The organism is Nitrospira sp. (assembly GCA_029194675.1).
GTDB lineage: Bacteria > Nitrospirota > Nitrospiria > Nitrospirales > Nitrospiraceae > Nitrospira_D.
Window position 1 is genome coordinate 151,262 of sequence record JARFXP010000005.1, and the last position, 21,098, is coordinate 172,359.

General features: G+C 57.3%; 20 protein-coding genes. All 20 read right to left on the bottom strand.

What is annotated here, in order from left to right:
• Positions 1–53: 53 nt before the first annotated feature.
• The 20 genes from P0120_21550 to P0120_21645 all read right to left on the bottom strand — a co-directional run bounded on the left by P0120_21550 (position 54) and on the right by P0120_21645 (position 20,941).
• The gene (locus P0120_21550; protein MDF0676894.1) at positions 54–1,778 is read right to left on the bottom strand and encodes a class I adenylate-forming enzyme family protein; all 1,725 of its coding nucleotides are present in this window, start codon (positions 1,776–1,778) and stop codon (positions 54–56) included.
• On the bottom strand, positions 1,753–2,919 hold the full coding sequence (locus P0120_21555) for a citrate/2-methylcitrate synthase (protein ID MDF0676895.1): 1,167 nt from the start codon (positions 2,917–2,919) through the stop codon (positions 1,753–1,755). Before P0120_21555 ends, P0120_21550 begins: the two co-directional genes overlap by 26 nt.
• Positions 2,912–3,829: a methylisocitrate lyase gene (gene prpB, locus P0120_21560; protein MDF0676896.1), complete on the bottom strand. Its 918-nt coding sequence runs from the start codon at positions 3,827–3,829 to the stop codon at positions 2,912–2,914. The genes P0120_21555 and prpB overlap by 8 nt, the downstream gene beginning before the upstream one ends.
• A 19-nt stretch (positions 3,830–3,848) precedes the next feature.
• Positions 3,849–5,252, bottom strand: coding sequence for an MmgE/PrpD family protein (locus P0120_21565; GenBank protein ID MDF0676897.1), 1,404 nt, complete (start codon positions 5,250–5,252; stop codon positions 3,849–3,851).
• Between the two features lie 60 nt (positions 5,253–5,312).
• Positions 5,313–5,648 (bottom strand): enoyl-CoA hydratase-related protein, encoded by a 336-nt coding sequence (locus P0120_21570; GenBank protein ID MDF0676898.1) that lies wholly within the window; start codon positions 5,646–5,648, stop codon positions 5,313–5,315.
• Positions 5,649–5,677: 29 nt separating this feature from the next.
• Positions 5,678–6,463, bottom strand: a complete 786-nt coding sequence (gene meaB, locus P0120_21575; protein MDF0676899.1) for a methylmalonyl Co-A mutase-associated GTPase MeaB — start codon at positions 6,461–6,463, stop codon at positions 5,678–5,680.
• Positions 6,460–7,419 (bottom strand): hydroxymethylglutaryl-CoA lyase, encoded by a 960-nt coding sequence (locus P0120_21580; protein ID MDF0676900.1) that lies wholly within the window; start codon positions 7,417–7,419, stop codon positions 6,460–6,462. Before P0120_21580 ends, meaB begins: the two co-directional genes overlap by 4 nt.
• An 11-nt stretch (positions 7,420–7,430) precedes the next feature.
• A complete protein-coding gene (locus tag P0120_21585; GenBank protein MDF0676901.1) occupies positions 7,431–8,231 on the bottom strand; it encodes an enoyl-CoA hydratase-related protein in 801 nt (266 codons plus the stop codon).
• Positions 8,232–8,238: 7 nt separating this feature from the next.
• The gene (locus P0120_21590) at positions 8,239–9,843 is read right to left on the bottom strand and encodes a carboxyl transferase domain-containing protein (protein ID MDF0676902.1); all 1,605 of its coding nucleotides are present in this window, start codon (positions 9,841–9,843) and stop codon (positions 8,239–8,241) included.
• 6 nt (positions 9,844–9,849) lie between these two features.
• Positions 9,850–10,257, bottom strand: coding sequence for a cobalamin B12-binding domain-containing protein (locus P0120_21595; GenBank protein MDF0676903.1), 408 nt, complete (start codon positions 10,255–10,257; stop codon positions 9,850–9,852).
• The gene (locus tag P0120_21600) at positions 10,254–11,093 is read right to left on the bottom strand and encodes an MBL fold metallo-hydrolase (protein MDF0676904.1); all 840 of its coding nucleotides are present in this window, start codon (positions 11,091–11,093) and stop codon (positions 10,254–10,256) included. The genes P0120_21595 and P0120_21600 overlap by 4 nt, the downstream gene beginning before the upstream one ends.
• Before the next feature lie 452 nt (positions 11,094–11,545).
• Positions 11,546–13,144, bottom strand: coding sequence for a methylmalonyl-CoA mutase family protein (locus P0120_21605; GenBank protein MDF0676905.1), 1,599 nt, complete (start codon positions 13,142–13,144; stop codon positions 11,546–11,548).
• A 36-nt stretch (positions 13,145–13,180) separates the two neighbouring features.
• Positions 13,181–14,077, bottom strand: coding sequence for a 3-hydroxyacyl-CoA dehydrogenase NAD-binding domain-containing protein (locus P0120_21610; protein MDF0676906.1), 897 nt, complete (start codon positions 14,075–14,077; stop codon positions 13,181–13,183).
• Positions 14,078–14,176: 99 nt separating this feature from the next.
• Positions 14,177–15,319, bottom strand: coding sequence for a dihydrolipoamide acetyltransferase family protein (locus P0120_21615; protein ID MDF0676907.1), 1,143 nt, complete (start codon positions 15,317–15,319; stop codon positions 14,177–14,179).
• A gap of 100 nt (positions 15,320–15,419) precedes the next feature.
• Positions 15,420–16,415, bottom strand: a complete 996-nt coding sequence (locus P0120_21620; protein MDF0676908.1) for an alpha-ketoacid dehydrogenase subunit beta — start codon at positions 16,413–16,415, stop codon at positions 15,420–15,422.
• A 33-nt stretch (positions 16,416–16,448) separates the two neighbouring features.
• Positions 16,449–17,447: a thiamine pyrophosphate-dependent dehydrogenase E1 component subunit alpha gene (locus tag P0120_21625; protein ID MDF0676909.1), complete on the bottom strand. Its 999-nt coding sequence runs from the start codon at positions 17,445–17,447 to the stop codon at positions 16,449–16,451.
• 21 nt (positions 17,448–17,468) lie between these two features.
• On the bottom strand, positions 17,469–18,227 hold the full coding sequence (locus tag P0120_21630; protein ID MDF0676910.1) for a hypothetical protein: 759 nt from the start codon (positions 18,225–18,227) through the stop codon (positions 17,469–17,471).
• Positions 18,224–19,216: a fumarylacetoacetate hydrolase family protein gene (locus P0120_21635; GenBank protein MDF0676911.1), complete on the bottom strand. Its 993-nt coding sequence runs from the start codon at positions 19,214–19,216 to the stop codon at positions 18,224–18,226. Before P0120_21635 ends, P0120_21630 begins: the two co-directional genes overlap by 4 nt.
• Complete coding sequence (locus tag P0120_21640) at positions 19,213–20,319, bottom strand: homogentisate 1,2-dioxygenase (protein MDF0676912.1); 1,107 nt, start codon at positions 20,317–20,319, stop codon at positions 19,213–19,215. The genes P0120_21635 and P0120_21640 overlap by 4 nt, the downstream gene beginning before the upstream one ends.
• A 28-nt stretch (positions 20,320–20,347) precedes the next feature.
• The gene (locus P0120_21645) at positions 20,348–20,941 is read right to left on the bottom strand and encodes a VOC family protein (GenBank protein MDF0676913.1); all 594 of its coding nucleotides are present in this window, start codon (positions 20,939–20,941) and stop codon (positions 20,348–20,350) included.
• Between the last annotated feature and the right edge of the window lie 157 nt (positions 20,942–21,098).

A 21,098-nucleotide genomic window follows, 5' to 3' on the forward strand; every position in this document is an offset into this window, starting at 1 on the left:
TTTGATCAGCACCACCGGTTGTGTCTATTCGCCGGTGATTCCGCCTCTCCGTTCTATACCGGCTCTGTGTCCTTGAATTGACGATCGCGGTAGGCTGCCAATGTGGCAGCGAGAGAGGTTTTCAACTCCAAGCGCTTGGGTTTGCCGGTCGAGGTATAGGGTACCGCTTGTCCGAAATGGACGACCTTGGGACATTTCGAGAAGGGAAGCCGTCGACGGCAATGCGCGAGTAATTCGGCTTCTGTGGGTGGAGAGACATCGTCTCGCGGCACCACATAGGCGGCAATCTCTTCCCCATAGTAGCGATGCTCGAAGGGAACAGCCATCGCGAACCGGACCAGAGGATGAGTCCTCAACACCTCGTCGATTTCGAGCGGAGCAATATTGACGCCGCCTCGAATAATCAATTCCTTGAGCCGACCTGAAATGAAGAAAAACGGCCGACCGAGCTGATCGCGGACATAGAACCCCTCGTCCCCGGAGCGGAACCACCCCCATTGAAACGCCGCCTCATTGGCGTCGTCCCGTTTGAAGTAGCCGGCACATACGGTCCCGCCGCGGATGCAAATTTCTCCCCTCGCCATCTCCGGCAGCTGCTGTCCATCGCTGTCCACGATCGCCATCCTATTGTGTCGCAGCGGAACACCGATGGAAGGAAACTCGTAATCTCCGATCCAATGGCGATGCTCATCACGTGAGAGGTCATTCGGCAGAAAACAGGAATAGCAGGTCGTTTCGGACAGGCCGTAGCCATGGCGAATCGGAAACCCGAATCGGGCTTCGAACCGTGTCGCGGTGTCTTTGAACAAGGGGCCCGCGCCGCAGATGAGTCCACTGAAACCCTCCAGCTTGTATGGAGTTAGATCTTCGTTCGCATCAAGGAGAAATTCCAGGATCGTCGGCACGACGCTCACGCAAGTCACGCCCTCATCGTGCAATCTTCGCCAGAACGTGGCGCTTTTGAATTTGCGATTCAGGACGGCACCGCCTTTACAGTAAAACGGCGTGATCAGCGTGACGACCGTCCCGTTCACGTGGTGGATCGGGAGCACGCACATCAAGCAGTCGTCCACGCCGAACCGATGCCAGTCGGTGATCGCGTCGGCATCAAGGAGCAAATTCTCCACAGTAAGGATCACACCTTTGGGCGGACCGGTCGTCCCGGATGTGTAGACGATGAGCGCTTCGTCATCGAGTCGGGGAGTGATGGATGTTGTGTCTAGGTGGGAGGAGAATCCCACCATAGGGCCTGTCCTAGGCTTCGGTCCTTCCACGAAGCCTTCGTCATTCACCGCAATCACATGGCGTAAGGCCGGAAGATCTCGCTGAAGGTCTCTCACTTCATCAAGATAGGAGTGCCAGCAGCAGACGGCCGATGCCTCGGAATGTTGCAGGATATAACGTTTCTTCTCCGCAGATTCTTCGACGTTGATCGGAATAATCGTGATCCCCAGGATCCACGCCGCAAAGTACAGCACCACGGTGACGTCGTGATTAAAGAGGATCGTCGCCATCCGATCCCCCCGTCGTACCCCCACATGGTCATGAAGGAACGCCGCGGCCAGTTGGACTACCGTTCCGAATTCCGCATAGCTGTACGTATAGCGAACAGACCTGTCATCGTCGCAATAGGTCAAGCATGGCCGATTGACGAGGGCGCGATCATAGACGCGGGATTTGAAGAAGTCAGCGAACGAGTTCCATGGGAGCAGAGGACACAGTCCTTCGACTTTTCGTGCCTGCGCGATGTGCTCAGGTACGGCGATCAAGGGGGACATATTCCCTCCTCGACGGCCCCGTATAGAGAGCCCGGGGCCTCATCAACCGATTGTGATCCTGTTGTTCGATGACATGGGCGCACCATCCGGTGATGCGAGAACAGATAAACACCGGTGTATACAGCGTACGAGGAATTCCCATCAACAGATAGGCGACCGCGGTGTAGAAATCCAGGTTGGGACGGAGCCCTTTTTCCTGTTCCATGACGTGATCGACGGCGGTCGCAATCTCGTACCATCGGCGGTCGCCGCAGATCCGGCTCAACGATTCAGCGTGCCGTTGAATAATGGCTGAACGGCTGTCTCCCTTCTTGAGCACGCGGTGACCGAAACCCATGATCCGCTGTTTCTGTCGGAGAGCCTCCCGTACCCATGCTTCCGCCTGTTCACGGCTGCCGATACCGAGAAACATCTCGGCCACCGCCTCGTTGGCCCCGCCATGGAGCGGTCCCTTCAGCGTTCCGATCGCCGAAGTAACGGCCGAATGCATATCCGTCATCGTCGACGCAGTCACTCGGGAGGCGAACGTGGACGCATTGAATTCATGTTCGGCGTACAGTGTAAGGGAGATATCGAGAACTCGAGCCATGGCTTTCGCTTCATCGTTTCCCCTTCGGTCAGTGAGGAGGTACAAGAGATTCTCAGCGAAACTTAGATCCTCTAGTGGTCTCACGCGAGATTTTCCGCTCATGAGCCGATAGGCAGTCACAATCATCAGTGGGATCTGTGCCAGCAGTCGGATCGATTTCCGAACGTTGGCATCATGCGAGTTGTCGGCCGTCTCAGGATCGACCATGCCCAGCAGAGAAACGCCCGTTCGGACAATATCCATGGGATGTGAGCAGGAAGGCGCAGTGCCAAGGAAGACATCAAGGGGATGAGGAAGGGCAGCCTGATTGATGAGTTGTGCTGAGAAGTCTGCTAACTCCTGCTGATTCGGCAGCTGACCAAACAGCAGCAGATAGGCGACTTCCTCAAACGTGCTGTGCTCCGCCAAATCACGGATCGGGTAACCACGATAGAGGAGACCGGCTTCCCCTTCATCGACAAGGCAGAGAGCCGATTCTCCGGCGATCACTCCTTCAAGACCGGGGCTATAAGCAGGACGACCTTTCACCTCACTCACGACAGACTCATTCATGGCGATGCTCATACATCCCCCCTTCCCGACGCTCACCAGACTCGGTGTACCGGAGCAGACGGTACAGTTCTCGTCGTGTCATCATGCGATGGAGCCAGTCCTTCTGAGATCCAAACAGCTTCAGCTCTGCCAACAGCCTATCGACGGCTTGCAAGGCCGTCCGTAACCCCGTAACAGGAAAGAGCACGCCGCGATACCCCAGGCTCTCAAATTCCGCGACGCTCAACAGAGGCGTTTTCCCGAACTCCGTCATATTGGCGATCAGTGGAACAGTAATTCCTCGCTTCGTAATTTCGCGAGCAAATGTTCGGAATTCTTCGGCCGATTCCAGAGCCTCGGGAAATAACGCGTCCGCCCCGGCTTCCGCGTAAGTCGCGGCACGTTGAACCGCCGCCTCAAGTCCCTCCACCGCGCGGGCGTCAGTGCGCGCAATAATCACGAAATCTGGATCTCGTTTGACATGGACAGCCGCCTTAATTTTGGCTGTCATTTCTTCTACAGGCACCAAACTTTTCCCCGAAAGATGGCCGCACTTCTTAGCCATTTCTTGATCTTCAATCTGCATGCCGGCGAGATCACTCTCCTCGAAAGCCCTTACCGCTTCGGCGACGGATAGCGGACCGCCATATCCTGTGTCCGCATCCACAATGGTCGGGATCGATACCGAACGGGCGATCCTTCCCGCCTCCGACGCCATATCACTAAGCGTCAACAGGCCGATGTCCGGCATTCCGCGGCAGGCAGATATTGCAGCGCCTGAGACATACGCAATCTCGTAGCCGGCTCGTTCGATCTGCATCGCGACCAACGCATTAAACGCTCCGGGAATGGCGAGAGTACGTGTAGCCAGCAATTCGCGCAACCGAGATGTCTTCGTTTGCGCTGCTGAATCCTTGTCCGTGTTCGTCATCCACCCTCCTGTTCTCAACTCAGATCCTCAAGAGCGGCATGAGCGTACTGATGTCTCTAACCCGATCAAGGTTCCACACGAATTCGATAAGCCGTTCGGTGCGAGAGCGATTCAGCCGTCCGGCGGCCAACCGGCGAAACTTTGCCTCCAGATCCCGATCCGACATCGGATTGCCTGGATGTCCTACCGGCACATCGACTTGACTCATGTAGGTTGTCCCCGCTTCTGTCTTGACCGTGATCCTGGTCGGCATGGTCCTAGGATAGCGTCCCATGAATTCCGGCTGCTGCGCGACACGGACCTTCTTCATCAGATTCCGCACGGCCGGATCGCTCAATCGTTTCGGGCCGAATGACTGCAACGTCACAGGACCGTGGAGCAATGCCACTGCAACGCAATAGGGGAAGCTGTGGTCAGCCGTCTCCCTCGTGGCCGGCTGCCATTTTTCAGGATCACGCCCGATGATTTCGATGGCCACGTCATAACTACCGATCTCAACACCTGTTACATGATCGATAGCACGAACTCCTTCTGCGTCCGTCACTTCATCGCGAAGTGCCAACGCCGCTTCGACCGCAGTCTGGGCGTGATACTCGACTGGGTAATGTTTGATATAGGTATCGAGGATCCTGAACTGAGGAGACTGGCTCTCACCGAGAGCGGGTGCCTGTCCCCGTTCTGCAGCGAAGGGCACCAGCTCCAGTGGTCCCGAAACCAGTTTCATGAAGCCCTTTTCTCCTTCGAAGATAGGCGAGGGTCCTGTCATACCCAGCTGCGCCAGCATGGCGGCGAAGACCCCGTTGCGGGCGGCATTCGAGAAGGCGCAGGCTTTCCACATGGACAGATCCCCGACCCGCGTCTGCCGAAGAGCCAGATTCGCAATGCCGGCCAGATTGATGGCCTGCACCGTCTGTTCGTTGGAAAGTTTCATGAGCTTGGCGGCACCGAGTGCGGAAGAAAAGGGGCCGTACGTCACATGGTCCCAACCGCGGGGACGTAGCGCCGAAGCATCACAGAGACGGCACTGGATTTCATAGGCGAGCACGATGGCTTCCATGGTGCGTTTACCGGACGCGTGGACGGCCTCGCCGACCGAAAGAATGGCCGGAATATTATCGGAAGGGTGCGCCGGCTCTTTTGAAAGATAGGTATCGTTGAAATCAAGATACCGGACCAGCCCGCCGTTGGCGAAGGTCGCAAGATCGGGTAGGGTTTTATGACCGGTGCCCCACACGGTCGCACCCTGCGGCACCTTGACGGTCTGGGCAATCAGGCGGGCGACCCGACACGGTGGTGCATTCCACGCCCCAAGCGCGCAGCCAAGGCTGTCGAGCACGCGCCGTTTGACTTCGTGCACAACAACGTTCGGCAAATCACTGTAGCGCAAAGACCTACAATATCGAGCGAGGCGATCTGCAAGCATCGGCTGACCCTTTCCGATCTATGCCATCTCTTCACCCCTCATGCTCGACACTCCACGAGCTCATGCTTCTGTTTCAGACAATTTCGGCTGCCGCTTTTCCAAGAATGCCTGTACGGCTTCTTGTTTGCCGGGAGTGACGCACAATCGGCCGAACAATTCCGCTTCCCTAGCCAGGCCCTCGGACAGGGGGATGTCGATTCCTCCCTTGATCGCATGAAGCGCAGCTTCCACCGCAGTTTTCCCGTGGGTGATAATTGAGGCCGCAATGGCGTCAACCTGTATGATCAACTCGTGCGACAGTACCACTTGGCTCAGCAAACCGATTCGCAGTGCTTTCTCCGCGGAGACACCCTTCCCGGTCAAGCTCATTTCCGCCGCCTTTGATGCGGCATACATCCCCCGCACAACCCTTCACTTGAACCTGGTCAGCGATTTCGAACTTCACCGACAGAGCTGACACTGCGGGATGGTCGATGCGCCAGAATTGCTGCAGCAAGCTCCGACATCCCCTCGCCTGTCGTCGCGACCGTACGCAACACATTCGGGCACCATTCGCGCAGATCTCGTAACGTGTTATCCGCGCCGAAAAGGTCTCCCTTGTTGACGACGACGATGTGTGCGACTTCCAATAGTCCGGCCTTCATCGCTTGAACCTCGTCGCCCAGGCCCGGTGCCACCACTGCCACAACGACATGCGCAAGATCGACGATGTCGATTTCATTCTGGCCAACCCCGATGGTCTCAATCAGGATCACTTCATATCCGGCTGTTTCCAATACCAGCGCGGCATCGCCGGTCGCTCGGGCGAGCCCTCCATGATGTCCGCGAGTGGCCATGCTTCTGATATAGACCCCGTCATCCAGCGCATGCTCCTGCATTCTGATACGGTCACCCAACAGAGCACCGCCTGTGACAGAGCTACTGATATCGACCGCCAAAACCCCCACCGTCAAACCTTGCCGTCGATAGCAACTCACTAAGCGGTTGACCACTGTACTCTTCCCAGCTCCGGGATACCCCGTGACACCAATCACCGTCGCCCCCTGCAAGGTGCTGTTGAGGAGGTGCAGGGCTTGTCTGTTGTCCGTGTGGTTCTCCAATAGGCTGATCAGACGTGAAACGGCACGAATATTACCGCTTCTGACCTGTTCGGCCAAGGTCGCCATACCTTCGATGTCACGCATGAACAGGTGCGGGCCAGCGGGACTCATGCCGCACCCTCATACGCGGTTCGTTCTGTCTGTACCTGCGATAGGCGCGACGATAGTCGGCGGTTCAGAACCTTACCGATCTCGCTTGCCGCCGCAATGACCTTCCGTTCATCCACGGCAAGCGAAGCGCCGGATGCTTTCAGGGCATAGACCACGTCTTCCGTCGCAACGTTCCCCGACGCCCCTGGCGCGTACGGACATCCTCCGAGTCCTCCAGCAGCCGTGTCGAACGCCTCGATGCCGTACTCCGCCCACGCGGTCAGGACATTGGCCACGGCCATGCCGCAGGTGTCGTGAACGTGAAGCGAGAGTCGACTAGGCTCGGCGCGGGGCACTATTTCATCCAGCAGCCTCTGGACGTCGCGGGGTGCGGCTTTTCCAACAGTGTCCCCGAGGGAGATTTCGTCGACTCCAAGATCAAATAACTGCCGCACCACATCCAAAACCTTCGACGGCTGGACGGCACCCTCGAAGGGACAATGGGTCACTGTAGAGATGTACCCTCGGACGACCATGCCGTCACGTTTCGCGTCGTACACCACCGGCCTGAACCGCTCGATCGACTCGTCAATCGTACAGTTGATGTTCTGCCGGGTGAACGTGTCGGAGGCCGCCGTAAAGACGGCGATCTTATCCACGCCCGCTGCCCTTGCCCGTTCCAATCCTCGTTCGTTCGGTACCAGCGCTGAGTAGATCACGCCGGGCCGCCGCTCAATCCTCCGGAACACCTCATCGGAATCCGCCAGTTGCGGAATGGCATGAGGCGACACAAACGATCCCGCTTCGATCTCCACCACACCGCTCTCGGACAAGGCGTTTATAAACGCTACCTTGGCCTCCGTGGAGACGACGTCCGACTCATGCTGCAGCCCGTCTCGAGGACCAACCTCGACGATCCGGATCACAGCCGAACTCTGTTTTGGTCCCTGGCTGTCGGGCATCATGCGATGTTCCACAACAACACCTTTTACTCTCCGCCTGTTGATGGAACCCAGTCCGGTGTTCGCCGTTCGCGAAAGGCACGAAGCCCTTCCAGCGCCTCAGATGAAAGGCGAGCCTGAACATTCCCTTCAATACAAGCCTTCCAACGCTCCTCCTGGGACAGATGGCGAAGTCGGTGAAACAGCGCTTTCGTGTCACGTACGGCCTGCGGAGCGAGCCGGCTAATCTGTTCAACCAATGATGCGACATGGGCGTCAAGCGTGACCGGCTCAACCACGTCATGAATCAGACCGGCTGCTTGAGCAATCCCTGCGGAAAACGACTCGCCGGTCAAACAGAATCGTCGTACGAAAGAGTCCCCGGTCTTCGCAAGGACGAAGGGGGCGATGACGGCCGGGACCAATCCCAGACGAACCTCGCTGAACGCGAAGGTCGCAGTGGCGGCAGACACGGTGATGTCGCACGCCGCGATTAACCCGATTCCTCCGCCATATGCAGGTCCCTGAACGCATCCGATCACCGGACAGGGGCAATCATCGATGGTCCGGAACATCGCGAGCAACAGCTCGGCGTCCTGCTGCGCTTCTGGTGCGGATACGATTCGGTCCGTCCCCATCCAGGTGAGGTCTGCACCTGCACAAAATGTCGGACCACTACCGGTTAGGACGATTGCACGCACCGAATGGTCCTGTCCCAATGTTTCGAAGGCCTTGCAGATCTCGGCCACCATGCGGGCATCGAACGCATTTCGTCGATCGGGTCGATTCAAGGTCACCCTTGCGCCGCCTTCGTACAACTCAACGAGGATCGACGTAGGATGATTCATCGGCGCCTCACATACGAAAAACAGGGAAGTGCGACGGGTGGACCGGCGTCGTCATCGCGACGTCAAGACACAGACCGAGAATTTTCCGCGTATCCACCGGATCGATGATCCCATCATCCCAGAGACGAGCGGTGCTGAAATAGGGACTGCACTCCTGCTCATACTGGGCTCGTATAGAGGCCGTGATCCTTCGTCGCTCGTCTTCCGACAGGGACCCGTTGTCGCGGGCCCGCTGCTGCTGTTTCACCGTCAAGAGTACCTGGGCCGCCTGTTGCGCCCCCATCACTGAAGTCCGCGCATTGGGCCAGAGAAAGAGAAACCGCGGAGCGTAAGCGCGTCCGCACATGGCGTAATTGCCGGCGCCATGAGAGGCGCCGATAATAATGGTGAACTTCGGAACCTCGGCGGTCGCCACCGCTTGCACCATCTTGGCGCCGTCCTTGATGATTCCGCGCGCCTCATATTCCTTCCCAACCATGAAGCCGGTAATGTTTTGCAGAAATACGAGCGGTAGCCGTCGCTGGGTGCAGAGTTGCACAAAGTGCGCGCCTTTCAGCGCAGCTTCGGAGAAAAGCACGCCGTTATTCGCAACGATGCCGACCTGGTGCCCCATCCAACGGGCAAAGCCACACAGAAGCGTTCTGCCGTAACGGGCCTTAAACTCATGAAAGCAGCTGCCGTCCACTAAGCGGGCGATGACTTCACTGGCGTCGAATGTCTGCCGTGGATTGTTCGGAATGAGTCCATACAATTCAGAAGCCGGGTAATGCGGCTCTTCGATCGCAGCCGGTCTGCGAAGGGCCGGCCGTCGAGGCAAGGTGTCGATGATCGACCGGCAGATTTCGAGTGCCTGCTGGTCATCGTCTGCGAGGTGATCGCTCACACCCGAAAACCTGGTATGGAGATCTGCCCCGCCAAGCTCTTCGGCGGTGACCTCCTCACCGGTTGCCGCTTTGACCAGCGGGGGTCCTGCCAGATAAATGGTGCCGGTCCCTTTGACGATCACGTTTTCATCGCACATGGCCGGCACATAGGCGCCGCCCGCAGTGCACATCCCCATAACGACGGCAATTTGAGGAATCGCGAGAGCGGACATGCGCGCCTGGTTATAAAAGATCCGTCCGAAGTGCTCCTTGTCGGCGAAGACATCGGCTTGCATCGGCAGGAACACACCTCCGGAATCAACGAGATAGATTGCGGGCAGCCGATTTTCCAGGGCGATCTCTTGAGCTCGAAGATGTTTCTTGATCGTCATGGGGAAGTAGGTCCCGCCCTTGACCGTCGCGTCATTGGCGGCGATGACGCAGGGCCGTCCTGCCACAAAACCAATGGCAGTAATCAGACCGGCGGCAGCAATATGATCGTCGTACATGTCCGATGCTGCCAAGGGGCTGAGCTCGAGCCAAGGCGCACCCGGATCGAGCAACTTCGCAATCCGCTCACGAGCGGTCAGTTTGCCCCGTTGTTGATGAATCGTGATGGCCTCCGGAGGTCCCCCAGCTCGAGCGAGCGCGAGGTGTTTCTGAAGGTCGGCCACTAGTCCTTCATAGTGTGCACGATTCGACGCGAATTCGCCGGAGTTGGTCATCACCGATGTGGTCAACGTACGCATGGTTCCTCAGCCCTGTGGTTTGAGCCCTTTCACGAACGTTACGATCTCCTCCATGGGTGCTCCCGGCCTAAACAGAGCCTTCACTCCGACCGCCGTGAGCGTGGACACATCCTCATCGGGGATGATTCCGCCGCCGAACAAGGCGATGTCTTCGGCATCCTGTTCTTTAAGGAGTTCGAGAACGCGACGGAACAGCGTCTTGTGCGCTCCTGAAAGAATGCTCAAACCGATCGCATCCACATCCTCTTGGATCGCCGTATTGACGATCTGCTCCGGCGTCTGATGCAATCCGGTATAGATGACTTCCATTCCGGCGTCTCGCAAAGCACGCGCAATGAGCTTCACCCCTCGGTCATGCCCATCGAGGCCGACTTTGCCGATCAAAACACGAAGAGGAGCAATCGCTACCGTCATGTTGCCACCTCCCGAAGATAATACTTGCCTTCCTGATCCCTCCGCACGTACCCAGCCTGAACCACTGGATCATGCTCGAAGAGCAGCAGCCATTGCTCTTCAAACGCCCGATCCAACACCCATCGTTTCGTCTCCATGGTCTGGATGGGGAAGAGATCGTAGCCCATGATGTAGGGAAGCGGCAGATGCGATACGGTCGGAATCAAGTCTCCTAGAAAAAAGGCAATCCGCCCTTCCGATTCGATCTTGACGCTCTGATGACAGCGCGTATGGCCGGCAGTAACAACCGCTGTCACGCCTGGAATGAGTTCCGTATCGCCATGGAGGAATTCCCACTGATTGATGTGATCGATCGGTGTAAAGTTGTCCGGGCGGTAGCTGGCCTTGGTCCGTTCATTGGCGCGAGCCGCATCTTCAAACTCGCCATGCTGAATGAAGTATTTGGCGTTGGGAAAGGTGGGCACGACGGATCCGTCCTCTCGCATCGTGTTCCCGCCGGCATGGTCGAAATGCAGATGCGTGTTGATCACCAGATGGATGTCATCCGGTCCTAGGCCTAGTCGCTTCAATGATTCAAGGATCGTCGGCGTTCGCTCAACGGCGAACATACGGTGAAACTTCTCGTCTTCCTTAGGCCCCAGCCCCGTATCAACCAGGATGTTCTTGCCGTTCGCCCTGATTAATAGAGCTGTGAGGCTGAGGGAGATCCGGTTCGACTCATCGGTGGGACAACATTTCTCCCACAAGACTTTCGGCACAACGCCAAACATGGCGCCGCCGTCCAGCCGGAAGCGGCCGTCACTTACGGGATAAATCTCAAACGCACCGAGTTTCATGAGTAGCTCTCGACCGACTGTGTTTTTACCTCATCGACCTATTCTACGGGTCCTGTCACGACAAACAGCCCCACCGTGCTCACTCCACCCATCCCCCTGTGGGACCCTTTCGTTGCGCGCGGTGGGGCGCCCCGTTCGCCGCGCCACCCGTGATTTCCCATCGCCGCTTCTATTCGGCCCATTTCCTTCTAGCACCTTCTTCTTCCTTTCCCATTCCCCTAGCCCAAGTCGATCAGAGTGGTGGAAAGAGACATTGCGGGAAAGCCGTGCTGGTGTGCGTAGAGAACGAACGAGCGAGGGCCGACAGCTCATGGCTGTACCTTCAGTCATGAGCAGATCGGAATACCCCCACGTTTCCACGTGGGGGATAGGGGGCACCGCAGCCGTTCTTCCGTGCACTACAGCAGCTAGGCGAACACGCAAAGAATCGGCTTCACCACTCTGATCGACCCTCATAACACCACCGGATCCCGATACATGCCCAAGACTTCTTTCAATGCCAGGCAAATTTCACCTAACGTCGCCTTGGCCTTCACCGCGTCGATGAGATACGGCATCACATTCTCGCCACACGTGGCTGCTTCCTGCAGTGCCTCGACGGCGCCGGCCATTTTGAAGGAGTCGCGAGACTTCCGCAGGTCCGAAAGACGTGCCACCTGGTCATTCTCAACATCCTGCCCGATCTTGAGGATCGGGATCTGGCGTGCTTCCGGTTCCACATACTCGTTGACCCCCACGATGATTCGCTCCTTCTGTTCCACCTCACGTAGGTACCGTTGCGCGGCGTCGAGGATTTCACGCTGGGGGAAGCCCCGCTCGATGGCCCTGACCATGCCGCCCATCTCGTCCAACCGACGAAAGTAACCCAGCGCCGCCTCTTCGAGGCGATTAGTAAGGGTCTCGACATAATAGGAGCCGCCGAGAGGATCAACGGTATTGGTGACCTCGCTCTCCTGCGCGATGATCTGCTGGGTGCGCAGCGCGAGTTTCACCGCGTCTTCGGTCGGCAGCGCGAGCGTTTCGTCCATCGAATTGGTATGGAGGGACTGTGTGCCACCCATGACGGCCGCGAGGGCCTGAATCGTCGTCCGGACCACGTTGTTCATGGGCTGTTGCGCCGTGAGTGAACAGCCGGCCGTCTGCGCGTGGCAGCGAAGTTGCGCCGAGCGGGGATCGGAGGGCCGATACCGACGCGTCATTTCGCGAGCCCACAGTCGACGGGCGGCACGGAACTTGGCGATCTCCTCAAAGAAGTCGTTGTGGGCATTGAAAAAGAACGAGAGCTGCGGAGCGAACCGGTCCACGGGTAGACCCGCTTTGACCGCCGCATCCACGTAGGTGAGACCGTCGTAGAGGGTAAAGGCCAATTCTTGCACCGCAGTCGAGCCGGCTTCCCGGATGTGATACCCGCTGATGCTGACCGGATGCCACTTGGGCACATACTCGGCGCAGTACGCGATGGTGTCGGTGATCAGGCGGAGTGAAGGATCAGGCGGAAAGAGCCACTCTTTCTGAGCGATGTATTCTTTCAGAATATCGTTCTGCAACGTGCCGTCCAGCCGCTCGAGACCGATGCCGCGCTTCACCGCGACCGCGAGATACATCGCGAAGATCACGGCGGCCGGACCGTTGATCGTCATCGAGGTGGTGACTTGCTCAAGCGGAATGCCGTCGAACAGTCGCTCCATGTCATCGAGCGAGGAGATCGCGACGCCGCAATGACCGACCTCACCGTGAGCGCGGGGATCATCTGCGTCGATTCCCATCAACGTCGGCATGTCGAACGCCACGCTCAGTCCGTTTTGTCCATGCTGGAGGAGGTATTTGAATCGGCGATTCGTGTCCTCCGCCGATCCGAATCCGGCGAATTGCCGCATCGTCCAGAGCCGGCCGCGATACATGGTCGGATGCACGCCTCGTGTGTACGGAAACTCACCCGGTGCTCCAAGTTCTTCCTCGGGCGACCAGTCCTTCAGATCGTTATGGGTATACACAGGGTTGATGCCGAATGCCGAAAGAGAGGTGAATCGCGGTTTACGTTCTTGCATCATCTGCTCCGGATCGTGGCGAGGAACCGGGGATCAAGATCAGAACCTGCTTATGGCTGCCTGCTGTTCGTTACTCCCTTCATAGACGTAGAACCCGCGGCCGCTCTTCCTCCCAAGCCACCCTGCTTCAACATACTGGCGGAGCAAGGGGCAGGGACGGAATTTGGGATCGTTCAAGTCCTGACACAGAACATCGCCGATGGCCAACACTGTATCCAGGCCGATCCGGTCGGCAAGGGCCAACGGTCCCACGGGATGATTGGCGCCGGCAGTCATGGCCAGATCAATGTCCTCGGCAGATGCAACATCCTCTTCCAGCACGAAAACGGCCTCATTGATCATGGGAATCAGGACGCGGTTCACGATGAATCCCGGTACATCTTTAGCCAAGACGGGCGTTTTCCCCAAGCGCTTTGCCAAGTCGAGCACAAGTTGCGTCGTTTGTTCGGTTGTTTCCAGTCCGCGAACAACCTCCACGAGTCTCATCACCGGTGCTGGGTTCATAAAATGGAAACCCACAACACGGTCCGGCCGGCCGGAGGCGGCTCCTAACTTCGTGATTGAAATGGATGAGGTATTGGTCGCGAACACTGCCTGCGGCACGCAGACTCGATTCAATTGGGCGAAGAGGTCTCGCTTCATAGCGAGATCTTCCGGAATCGCTTCGATGACCAACTGTACGTCCCGCAAGCGGTCGAGCTTGACCGATGGGTGAATGAGAGCCAGCACCTCCCCTGCTTGACGGTCGGTGAGGCTCCCTCGCGAAACTGCACGTTCCAATCCGACACGTATCTTGGAGATGGCCTCCGCTAACGGCGGCTCGGCAACGTCCACAAGGAAGACATGGTACCCGGCAGTGGCGCACACTTGACCAATGCCGCGGCCCATCTGGCCCGCTCCGACAATGCCGATCATCCCTATGTCGTCGAGTTTCATGGCAAGAAACCACCACCTTCGCTCGTTACTCCGACCGGCTGAACCGGCCGTTAAAACTCGTCCGCACGGCGCCGACGATCCCTGCACGTGAGGTCCGGTTCACAAGATCTGCTCCCAATGGCTCTGTTCGAGATACTGTTTCACTTTTGCCATGAATTGATCCGCCGTTGCACCGTCGATGACCCGATGGTCGAAGGACAGGCTGAGGTAGCCCGTCGGTCGAATGGCAATCGCATCGTCAATGATGACGGCACGTTTCTGAATGGCGCCGATGCCCAAAATCGCGATTTGCGGCTGATGGATGATCGGGGTGCTGAACAAGCTGCCGAACCCGCCATGGTTCGTGATTGTGAACGTCCCGCCCTGAACCGCTTCAGGATTCAACTTTTTGGACCTGGCCCGTTCGGCGAGATCACCGATTTCTTTCGACAGCTGCGTCAGTCCTTTTCGATCGGCATACCGAATAACCGGCACCAATAGCCCGTCATCGAGCGCTGTGGCGATCCCCACGTGGATATCTTTCTTCACCACGATGCCTTGCTCACTCCATGACGAATTCACGACTGGTACCTCGCGAATGGCTCTCGTCGCGGAACGGATCACAAACGGAAGATAGGTGAGGTTTCGACCTTCCCTGAATTTGACGATGTTCGAAAAATCGGCCTCGAAAAAGGTGGTGACGTGGGCTGACGTCTGTTTGCTCTTGACCATCCGATCGGCGATGGTCTTGCGCATCTGCGTGAAGGGCAGAAGTTCTTCGCCCATGGAAACCTCGTCACCCGCAGCGGCGACTGTGATCTGAGAACCGCGCTGAGCGAGACAGTCGAGCACATCCTTCTTGGTTACCCGGCCGCCGACCCCGGTCCCCTTCACCTGTGAAAGATCGATGCCGCGCTCCTTCGCCAGCTGCCGGACCGCCGGGGAATGATGTTGTTCGCCCGCTGGAGTCGGTTCCATGGGACGGACAACCACCCCCCCGACCCGATTGATCACTTCCGACGGCGGAGCACTCTCGATTCGGGCCAGCAAGCTTCCGACAGGAACCGTCTGCCCCTCATGCACGACGATCTCATTCAACAAGCCTGTGGCAGGCGAGGGAATTTCTAATGTCACCTTTTCAGTTTCGACTTCCAAGAGGGACTCGTCCTTCTGAATCAGCCCTCCGACCGGGACGAGCCACTTGACCACCGTTCCCTCGGCGATGCTCTCTCCAAGCTGCGGCATGATGATCTCGGTAGCCATGCTCAAGTGTTGAGTGATGAGTGCTGCGGACTGAGATGGGCATCTAGCAAATGTGCGGGGCCTTGGTGCTCAGTCCTCATAACACAGTCCTCAGCCCTTTTTAGTACGCCGCCAACTTCCGCGCTGCTGAGACGATGTCGCTCGTCTTCGGGAGGAAAAACTCCTCCAGCGGCGGACTGAAGGGCACCGGCGTGTCCGGCGGTGCGATACGCACAATCGGCCCATCCAAGCAATCGAAACAGTCTTCAGCCAACAGTGCTGCGATTTCGGCTCCGATACCGCCGGTCTTGTTGTCTTCATGCAGAAGAATGACTTTGCTGGTCTTGCGTACCGACGAATAGATTGTTTCCTTGTCGAGCGGGATCAATGTGCGCAAGTCGACCACTTCCAGGTCGATCCCTTCCTTGGTCAATGCCTGAGCGGCCTCGAGCGCCAGGTGCACCATTGCGCCGTACGTGATGACCGAGATATCGTTCCCGACCCGTTTCACATCGGCCTTTCCAAGCGGCACAACGAAGTCTTCCTTAGGCAAGGCAGATTTGATGCGCCGGTAGAGAAATTTGTGCTCGAAGTAGATCACCGGGTTAGGGTCGCGAATCGCTGCCTTGAGGAGCCCCTTGGCGTCGTATGGTGTAGACGGGGCGACCAGCTTGAGCCCGGGTGAATGGAAGAACCAGCCTTCCGGACATTCAGAATGGAACGGCCCACCATGCACACCACCGCCGAACGGTGCGCGGATAACCATAGGCACCGCGGCTCCCCATCGATAATGATTCTTGGCCGCCACCTCGGTGATCTGGTCGAAAGCGCAGGAGATGAAGTCCGCAAACTGCATCTCCACCACCGGACGCAGACCCATCATGGCCGCACCAATGGCTGCGCCGACAAAACCGGACTCGGCCAACGGCGTATCTAAAACCCGCCATTCGCCGTATTTTTGGAGAAAGCCTTCGGTGATCTTGAAGGCACCCCCGTATGTGCCGACATCTTCCCCCATCAGAAACACCCGTTCATCTCGAGCCATTTCCTCATCCAAGGCTTGTGAAATCGCCTCCAGGTAACTGACTTCCTCGGTCGCTTGAGCCATGGCCACCATAACTGAGGCTCCTTCTGGGCCGAAAGCCAACCGCTAATAGCTGTCAGCTCCGTCCGCGAACACGCCTTCCAACATTTCCGGTCCTTCCGGCAGAGGACTCTGTTCCGCAAATTCCACACCGGTCTCGACTTCGTTCTTTACGCGTTCGGCTACTCTTTGGAAATACGATTCCTCGGCATAGCCGAGTTCTCTGAGCAGCCTCTCGGCTTTCAGGATCGGATCTTTCTTCTTCCAGTCCTCCAACAGTTCACGTGGCACGTATTTGGCCGGATCATGTTCGGAATGGCCGTGCATCCGCATCGTTTTGAACTCAAGAAAGGTCGGCCCTTCCCCCTCACGGGCGATTGCAATCGCCCGTTTTGCCGCCAGATAGACCGCCGCCACATCGTTACCGTCCACAATCTCACCGGGCATGCCATAGGCCTTGGCTCGATCCACGACGTTCGAGATCGCCATCTGCAGACGAAGCGGCGTCGAGTAAGCATATTGGTTGTTGGTACAGAAAAAAACGACGGGGAGCTTCCGCACCGCCGCAAAATTCATCGCCTCGTGAAAATCGCCCCTGCTGGATCCTCCATCACCGGTTCCCGTAAAGACCACGCGCGATTCGCCTCTAATCTTGAAGGCCAGAGCTGCACCGGCTGCCACCGGCAGGTTGTCTGCCAAATGGCTGACAAATCCGAAGACTCCTCGCCTGAGATCTCCCATGTGCACATTCCCGTCTTTTCCTTTGGTCGGCCCGGTCCTCTTCCCAAGATACTGGGCGAGGATCTCGCCGGTCGTGAAGCCCCGAATGAGGAAAGCCCCCATGTCCCGGTGATACGGAGCGATGACATCATCTCGCTCCAGCGCGGAGGCATATCCGACGGCAATCGCTTCCATTCCATGACTGGTGTAGACCCCGCCGACGATACGTCCCTGTCTGTAGAGTGCTGTGATCCTCTCCTCAAGCGCTCGGGTGAGCCTGAGGTAGTGGTGCATCTGGAGCATGTCGTCTCGCTTGATCTCTTTGGCGATGTCGGCAACATCCATGACAACCTCCGAATCGCTGACTTACAAGGCCGGCATGTCATTCCATGACAACAAGGGTTTGTGTGCCCGGCATAGAGGACAGTGTGCGGGCTCCCACTGCGGCATGTCGAGATCCGTCGTGTAGTAGAATGGATACTGTGCGATTAATTCATTCATCAGCGGGAACTGGCCGCTGTCGCGGCGGGCAAAGACCAGCAAACCTGCCAAGAGCCCTCCATTGTCCGTGATGACCTTGCCGAGTTTGCTGACACAATTGCCGCGCGTGGTGACATCGTTGAGAGCCACAAAACGTTCGCCGGCTTTGATCGCACCGACCGCAATGTCCGTTCCGATCCGTCCTGTCTGGCAGCTGTACGGTGTCAGTACCACTCGCAATCCCATCGTGTCATCCAAGACCTCTGCGATTCCTCGTGCAAGTAATTCCGCGGTCGAGCTGGTCGCCATGAGCCCGGTGATTGGATGGTGTTGAAACGTCTGTTTGATCCAGGCCGCCATATCGACGACCAACCGTTTGATCAATTCCGGAAAACGCGCGATCGATTCGAACCGTAGGTATGTACCCGTGTGATGACCTGACACGACCTCCACATGGGTATCGAAGTAGACGGATCGAGATGTACGGAGAATCCCCAGAATGTCCTTCTTTGTCAGAATGGTATGCGAACCGACACGGATAAGGCTTGTCAGCTTTGCATCGATCGCCGACTCGTCATAGAGCTTTCGATGCCGTTCCGCCATCTCTGCGAGAGCCTGCTCAGCCGTGCCGACCGACATCTTCACCCCCTTTCTGCTTCACTCACCACACAGGTTCTGAGAACGCCGACCGGCTGGATTTCCAGCTCCACCACATCACCCGGCTTCAGGTAGCGATCCATTTCCAAGCCACATCCCCCTCCGACCGTTCCCGAACCGAAGACATCGCCCGGATAAATAGTTTCGCCTCGCGACACATGCGCGATCATCTGGGGAAAAGACCAGTGGATGGTCCCGAATCGCCCCCGCGACCACTCTTCTCCGTTCACCCTGGCAATCATCGTCAATGCACCGAGGTCGGCAATCTCATCGGGAGTCACGAGACAGGGACCCATCGCGGTTGCGAAGTCCTTACCCTTGGCCGGCCCAAGCCGACAAGCCATTTCTTGGAATTGAATGTCGCGCGCGCTGAAATCGTTCATGATCGTGTAACCGGCGATGTAGTGCTCTGCCTGCCGTTCGGGAATGTCTCTGCCCTTGCGCCCGACTACACAGGCGAGTTCCAGCTCATAGTCCAGCTTCGTCGTGTCGAGCGGCCAGGCTAGAGTCTCGTCCGGCCCGATGATCGTACGATGGTTTCCCTTGTAGTAGACCGGCATTTTGTACCACTCCGGTGGGATCGGCTGCCCCCGCTTCTTCGATGTCGCAGCAATATGTTCTTCAAACGCGATAAAATCGCGAAGCGAAGGCGGATTGGGAAGGGGAGCGGAGAGTTGAACATCGGTGGCTGAATAGACGATCGTTCCCCCCGCAGGGCCTTTGACTGAAGCGGGAAGTGCTGTTACGTAATCTTTCGCCCGACACGCTGCCGCGATTGTCGAAGCTCCTCCTTCGAGGAACTCCAACATCGTCGATGGAATCTGCGCATCGGCCAGGCGACGTGGTTGCGCTTCCTGTTGATCTGCCAACCAACGGGCATAGGCCATGTTCAAGTCCACGACCTGTTGATGGTGTATCGCTCCTACCCTCGTGAAGGTGCCGAGAGAGGTTCTGACTCGGAAACTAACGAGCCTCATCGAAGACCCCAACTCAGGGCATAGTCCTTCAGCTCCACCGCTTCCATCTCCGGTAGGACCGTGAAGGGAGCTTTGGACTCCACCATCACCGCCACTTCGCTCGTGTATGTCTTCGTTTTGCCGGCTTGGACCGCCTGTGGCTGCGGCCCATGGTGAATACCCTGAGGATGCAACGTGAGCATCCCAGGCTGAATTCCCGCGCGGCTGAAGAATTCACCATCATGGTAGAAGATCACTTCATCGTAGTCGGTATTTTGATGGTAAAAGGGGACGCGCAAGGCCTCTGGATCGCTTTCTAAAGGCCTCGGAACAAAAGTTGAGATGAGACATCCGCCGGCCTGGAACGTCTGATGGACGCTCGGCGGCAGATGATAGCGGGGACTCACGACCGGCCTGAAATCCCGCACGTTGAGCTTTGCGACCCAGAGATCCCCTTTCCACCCAACCACATCCATGGGATAGAAGGAATAGACGACCCGCGTCCACTCGCCTTGGCGCTTGATGTGAACCTCCCATGCGCGACCCACCGTCTCTACCGGCGCCACCGTTTCCAAGTCGGGAGCGACAAGCACACCTTTATCGAAGAGCGCATGCTGTCCGAGCGCTCCTCGCTCCGGCACCATCAGAGGAACAGGCGTTTCTATAATGAGAAAAACGGAAGGTCCCTTATCGATGTGAGTCCGATAGGTAGTCCCCTTGGGGATCAGGACGTAATCGCCCGGCTCGTAAGTCAGACACCCATAGTCGCTCTCAAATTTTCCTATACCCTTATGCACGAAATGAACTTCATCTCCATCCGCGTTGCGCACAAAATATGGCATCGTCTCCCGTCGCCAGGAAAGGTGGAGAGCGACATCCTGGCTTTGCATCATCAGCGCTGATTGTGTGGTGATGGATAATGTGGACTCGGAAAGCTGCGCGCAAGCAAAGGCCCGTGGCTTCAGCTTCCCCTCGATCGCGATCCACGCCGTCGGTGGGTGTGTCCTGTAGAGGTGAGAAGCTGCCCCCGAAAACCCGTTTCGCCCATGTTCTTCTTCATGAAGCCCTTCGGGAATGCCGACATGGGCTTGATTGGGAACTTTTCCTCTCCGCGTGAGATACATGGCGGCTCTCACCAAGTGGATTGTCCGCTTATGACGCCTTTTTCAGCGACTTCCTTTGCTTTTGCCGGGGCATCGAAGATGAATCGTAGTCAATGATCGTCTTCTCGACTCCGGAAGCTTGATCTCGTTCGATATCCTTGTACAGCGACTCCACCGTACTTCTTACAAACGTCCGCGCCGCTTCTTCACCATGCTGCCGTTGGGTCAACTCGATGAACAGTCCGCTGTTCGGGAAAAGAGGATAGGTGAAGCGTTGCTTGAGCGGCCCGAACCCGTCTCTCCCCTCTTTGACCGGCCCACTGAACTTCACGCCATGCGCCTCCCATTCTCGACACACGGCCTCGATGTTGTCGACCGAGAGCGCGACGTGCTGCACGCCCTGTCCATACTTTTCGATGAATTCGTTGATTTGGGACTTCCCCGCCTTGTCTCGACCCTGCATGAGAGCGATCTTGGCGGCCCCGCGCTGCACGACGACAGTGTCCATTGACGATGTCTCGCTGCCGACATCTTTCGCCGCCCAAATCACCTCAAAGCCGAGGATCTTGGCGAACAGAAACTCTGCGGCTTCGAGATTGTCGACGCAGAGCGTAACGTGATCGAAGCCCGTCGTCTGCTCCATGGTGTCTCCAAATTACCTTACCCGATTCCCAACGCCTCTTAATAATAACATCTTGCGATTGCATAATTGCAGAGTACTATTTTTTTAAACCCATTACAAGGAGAATCTTTTATAACTCGATACAAAAACGTTCATCCATTGTGCTGTTTTATACCAT

Coding starts and splice junctions, on each gene's coding strand:
- P0120_21610 (MDF0676906.1), bottom strand. CDS start 14,077: ATGAAACTCGACGACATAGGGATGATCGGCATTGTCGGAGCGGGCCAG.
- P0120_21595 (MDF0676903.1), bottom strand. CDS start 10,257: ATGACGGTAGCGATTGCTCCTCTTCGTGTTTTGATCGGCAAAGTCGGC.
- P0120_21590 (MDF0676902.1), bottom strand. CDS start 9,843: ATGCGTACGTTGACCACATCGGTGATGACCAACTCCGGCGAATTCGCG.
- P0120_21550 (MDF0676894.1), bottom strand. CDS start 1,778: ATGTCCCCCTTGATCGCCGTACCTGAGCACATCGCGCAGGCACGAAAA.
- P0120_21620 (MDF0676908.1), bottom strand. CDS start 16,415: ATGGTGGCCATGGCTCAAGCGACCGAGGAAGTCAGTTACCTGGAGGCG.
- prpB (MDF0676896.1), bottom strand. CDS start 3,829: ATGACGAACACGGACAAGGATTCAGCAGCGCAAACGAAGACATCTCGG.
- P0120_21615 (MDF0676907.1), bottom strand. CDS start 15,319: ATGGCTACCGAGATCATCATGCCGCAGCTTGGAGAGAGCATCGCCGAG.
- P0120_21585 (MDF0676901.1), bottom strand. CDS start 8,231: ATGAATCATCCTACGTCGATCCTCGTTGAGTTGTACGAAGGCGGCGCA.
- P0120_21645 (MDF0676913.1), bottom strand. CDS start 20,941: ATGGAGCAGACGACGGGCTTCGATCACGTTACGCTCTGCGTCGACAAT.
- P0120_21625 (MDF0676909.1), bottom strand. CDS start 17,447: ATGGATGTTGCCGACATCGCCAAAGAGATCAAGCGAGACGACATGCTC.
- P0120_21605 (MDF0676905.1), bottom strand. CDS start 13,144: ATGATGCAAGAACGTAAACCGCGATTCACCTCTCTTTCGGCATTCGGC.
- P0120_21635 (MDF0676911.1), bottom strand. CDS start 19,216: ATGAGGCTCGTTAGTTTCCGAGTCAGAACCTCTCTCGGCACCTTCACG.
- P0120_21640 (MDF0676912.1), bottom strand. CDS start 20,319: ATGTATCTCACGCGGAGAGGAAAAGTTCCCAATCAAGCCCATGTCGGC.
- P0120_21565 (MDF0676897.1), bottom strand. CDS start 5,252: ATGCTTGCAGATCGCCTCGCTCGATATTGTAGGTCTTTGCGCTACAGT.
- P0120_21555 (MDF0676895.1), bottom strand. CDS start 2,919: ATGAATGAGTCTGTCGTGAGTGAGGTGAAAGGTCGTCCTGCTTATAGC.
- P0120_21570 (MDF0676898.1), bottom strand. CDS start 5,648: ATGTATGCCGCATCAAAGGCGGCGGAAATGAGCTTGACCGGGAAGGGT.
- meaB (MDF0676899.1), bottom strand. CDS start 6,463: ATGAGTCCCGCTGGCCCGCACCTGTTCATGCGTGACATCGAAGGTATG.
- P0120_21600 (MDF0676904.1), bottom strand. CDS start 11,093: ATGAAACTCGGTGCGTTTGAGATTTATCCCGTAAGTGACGGCCGCTTC.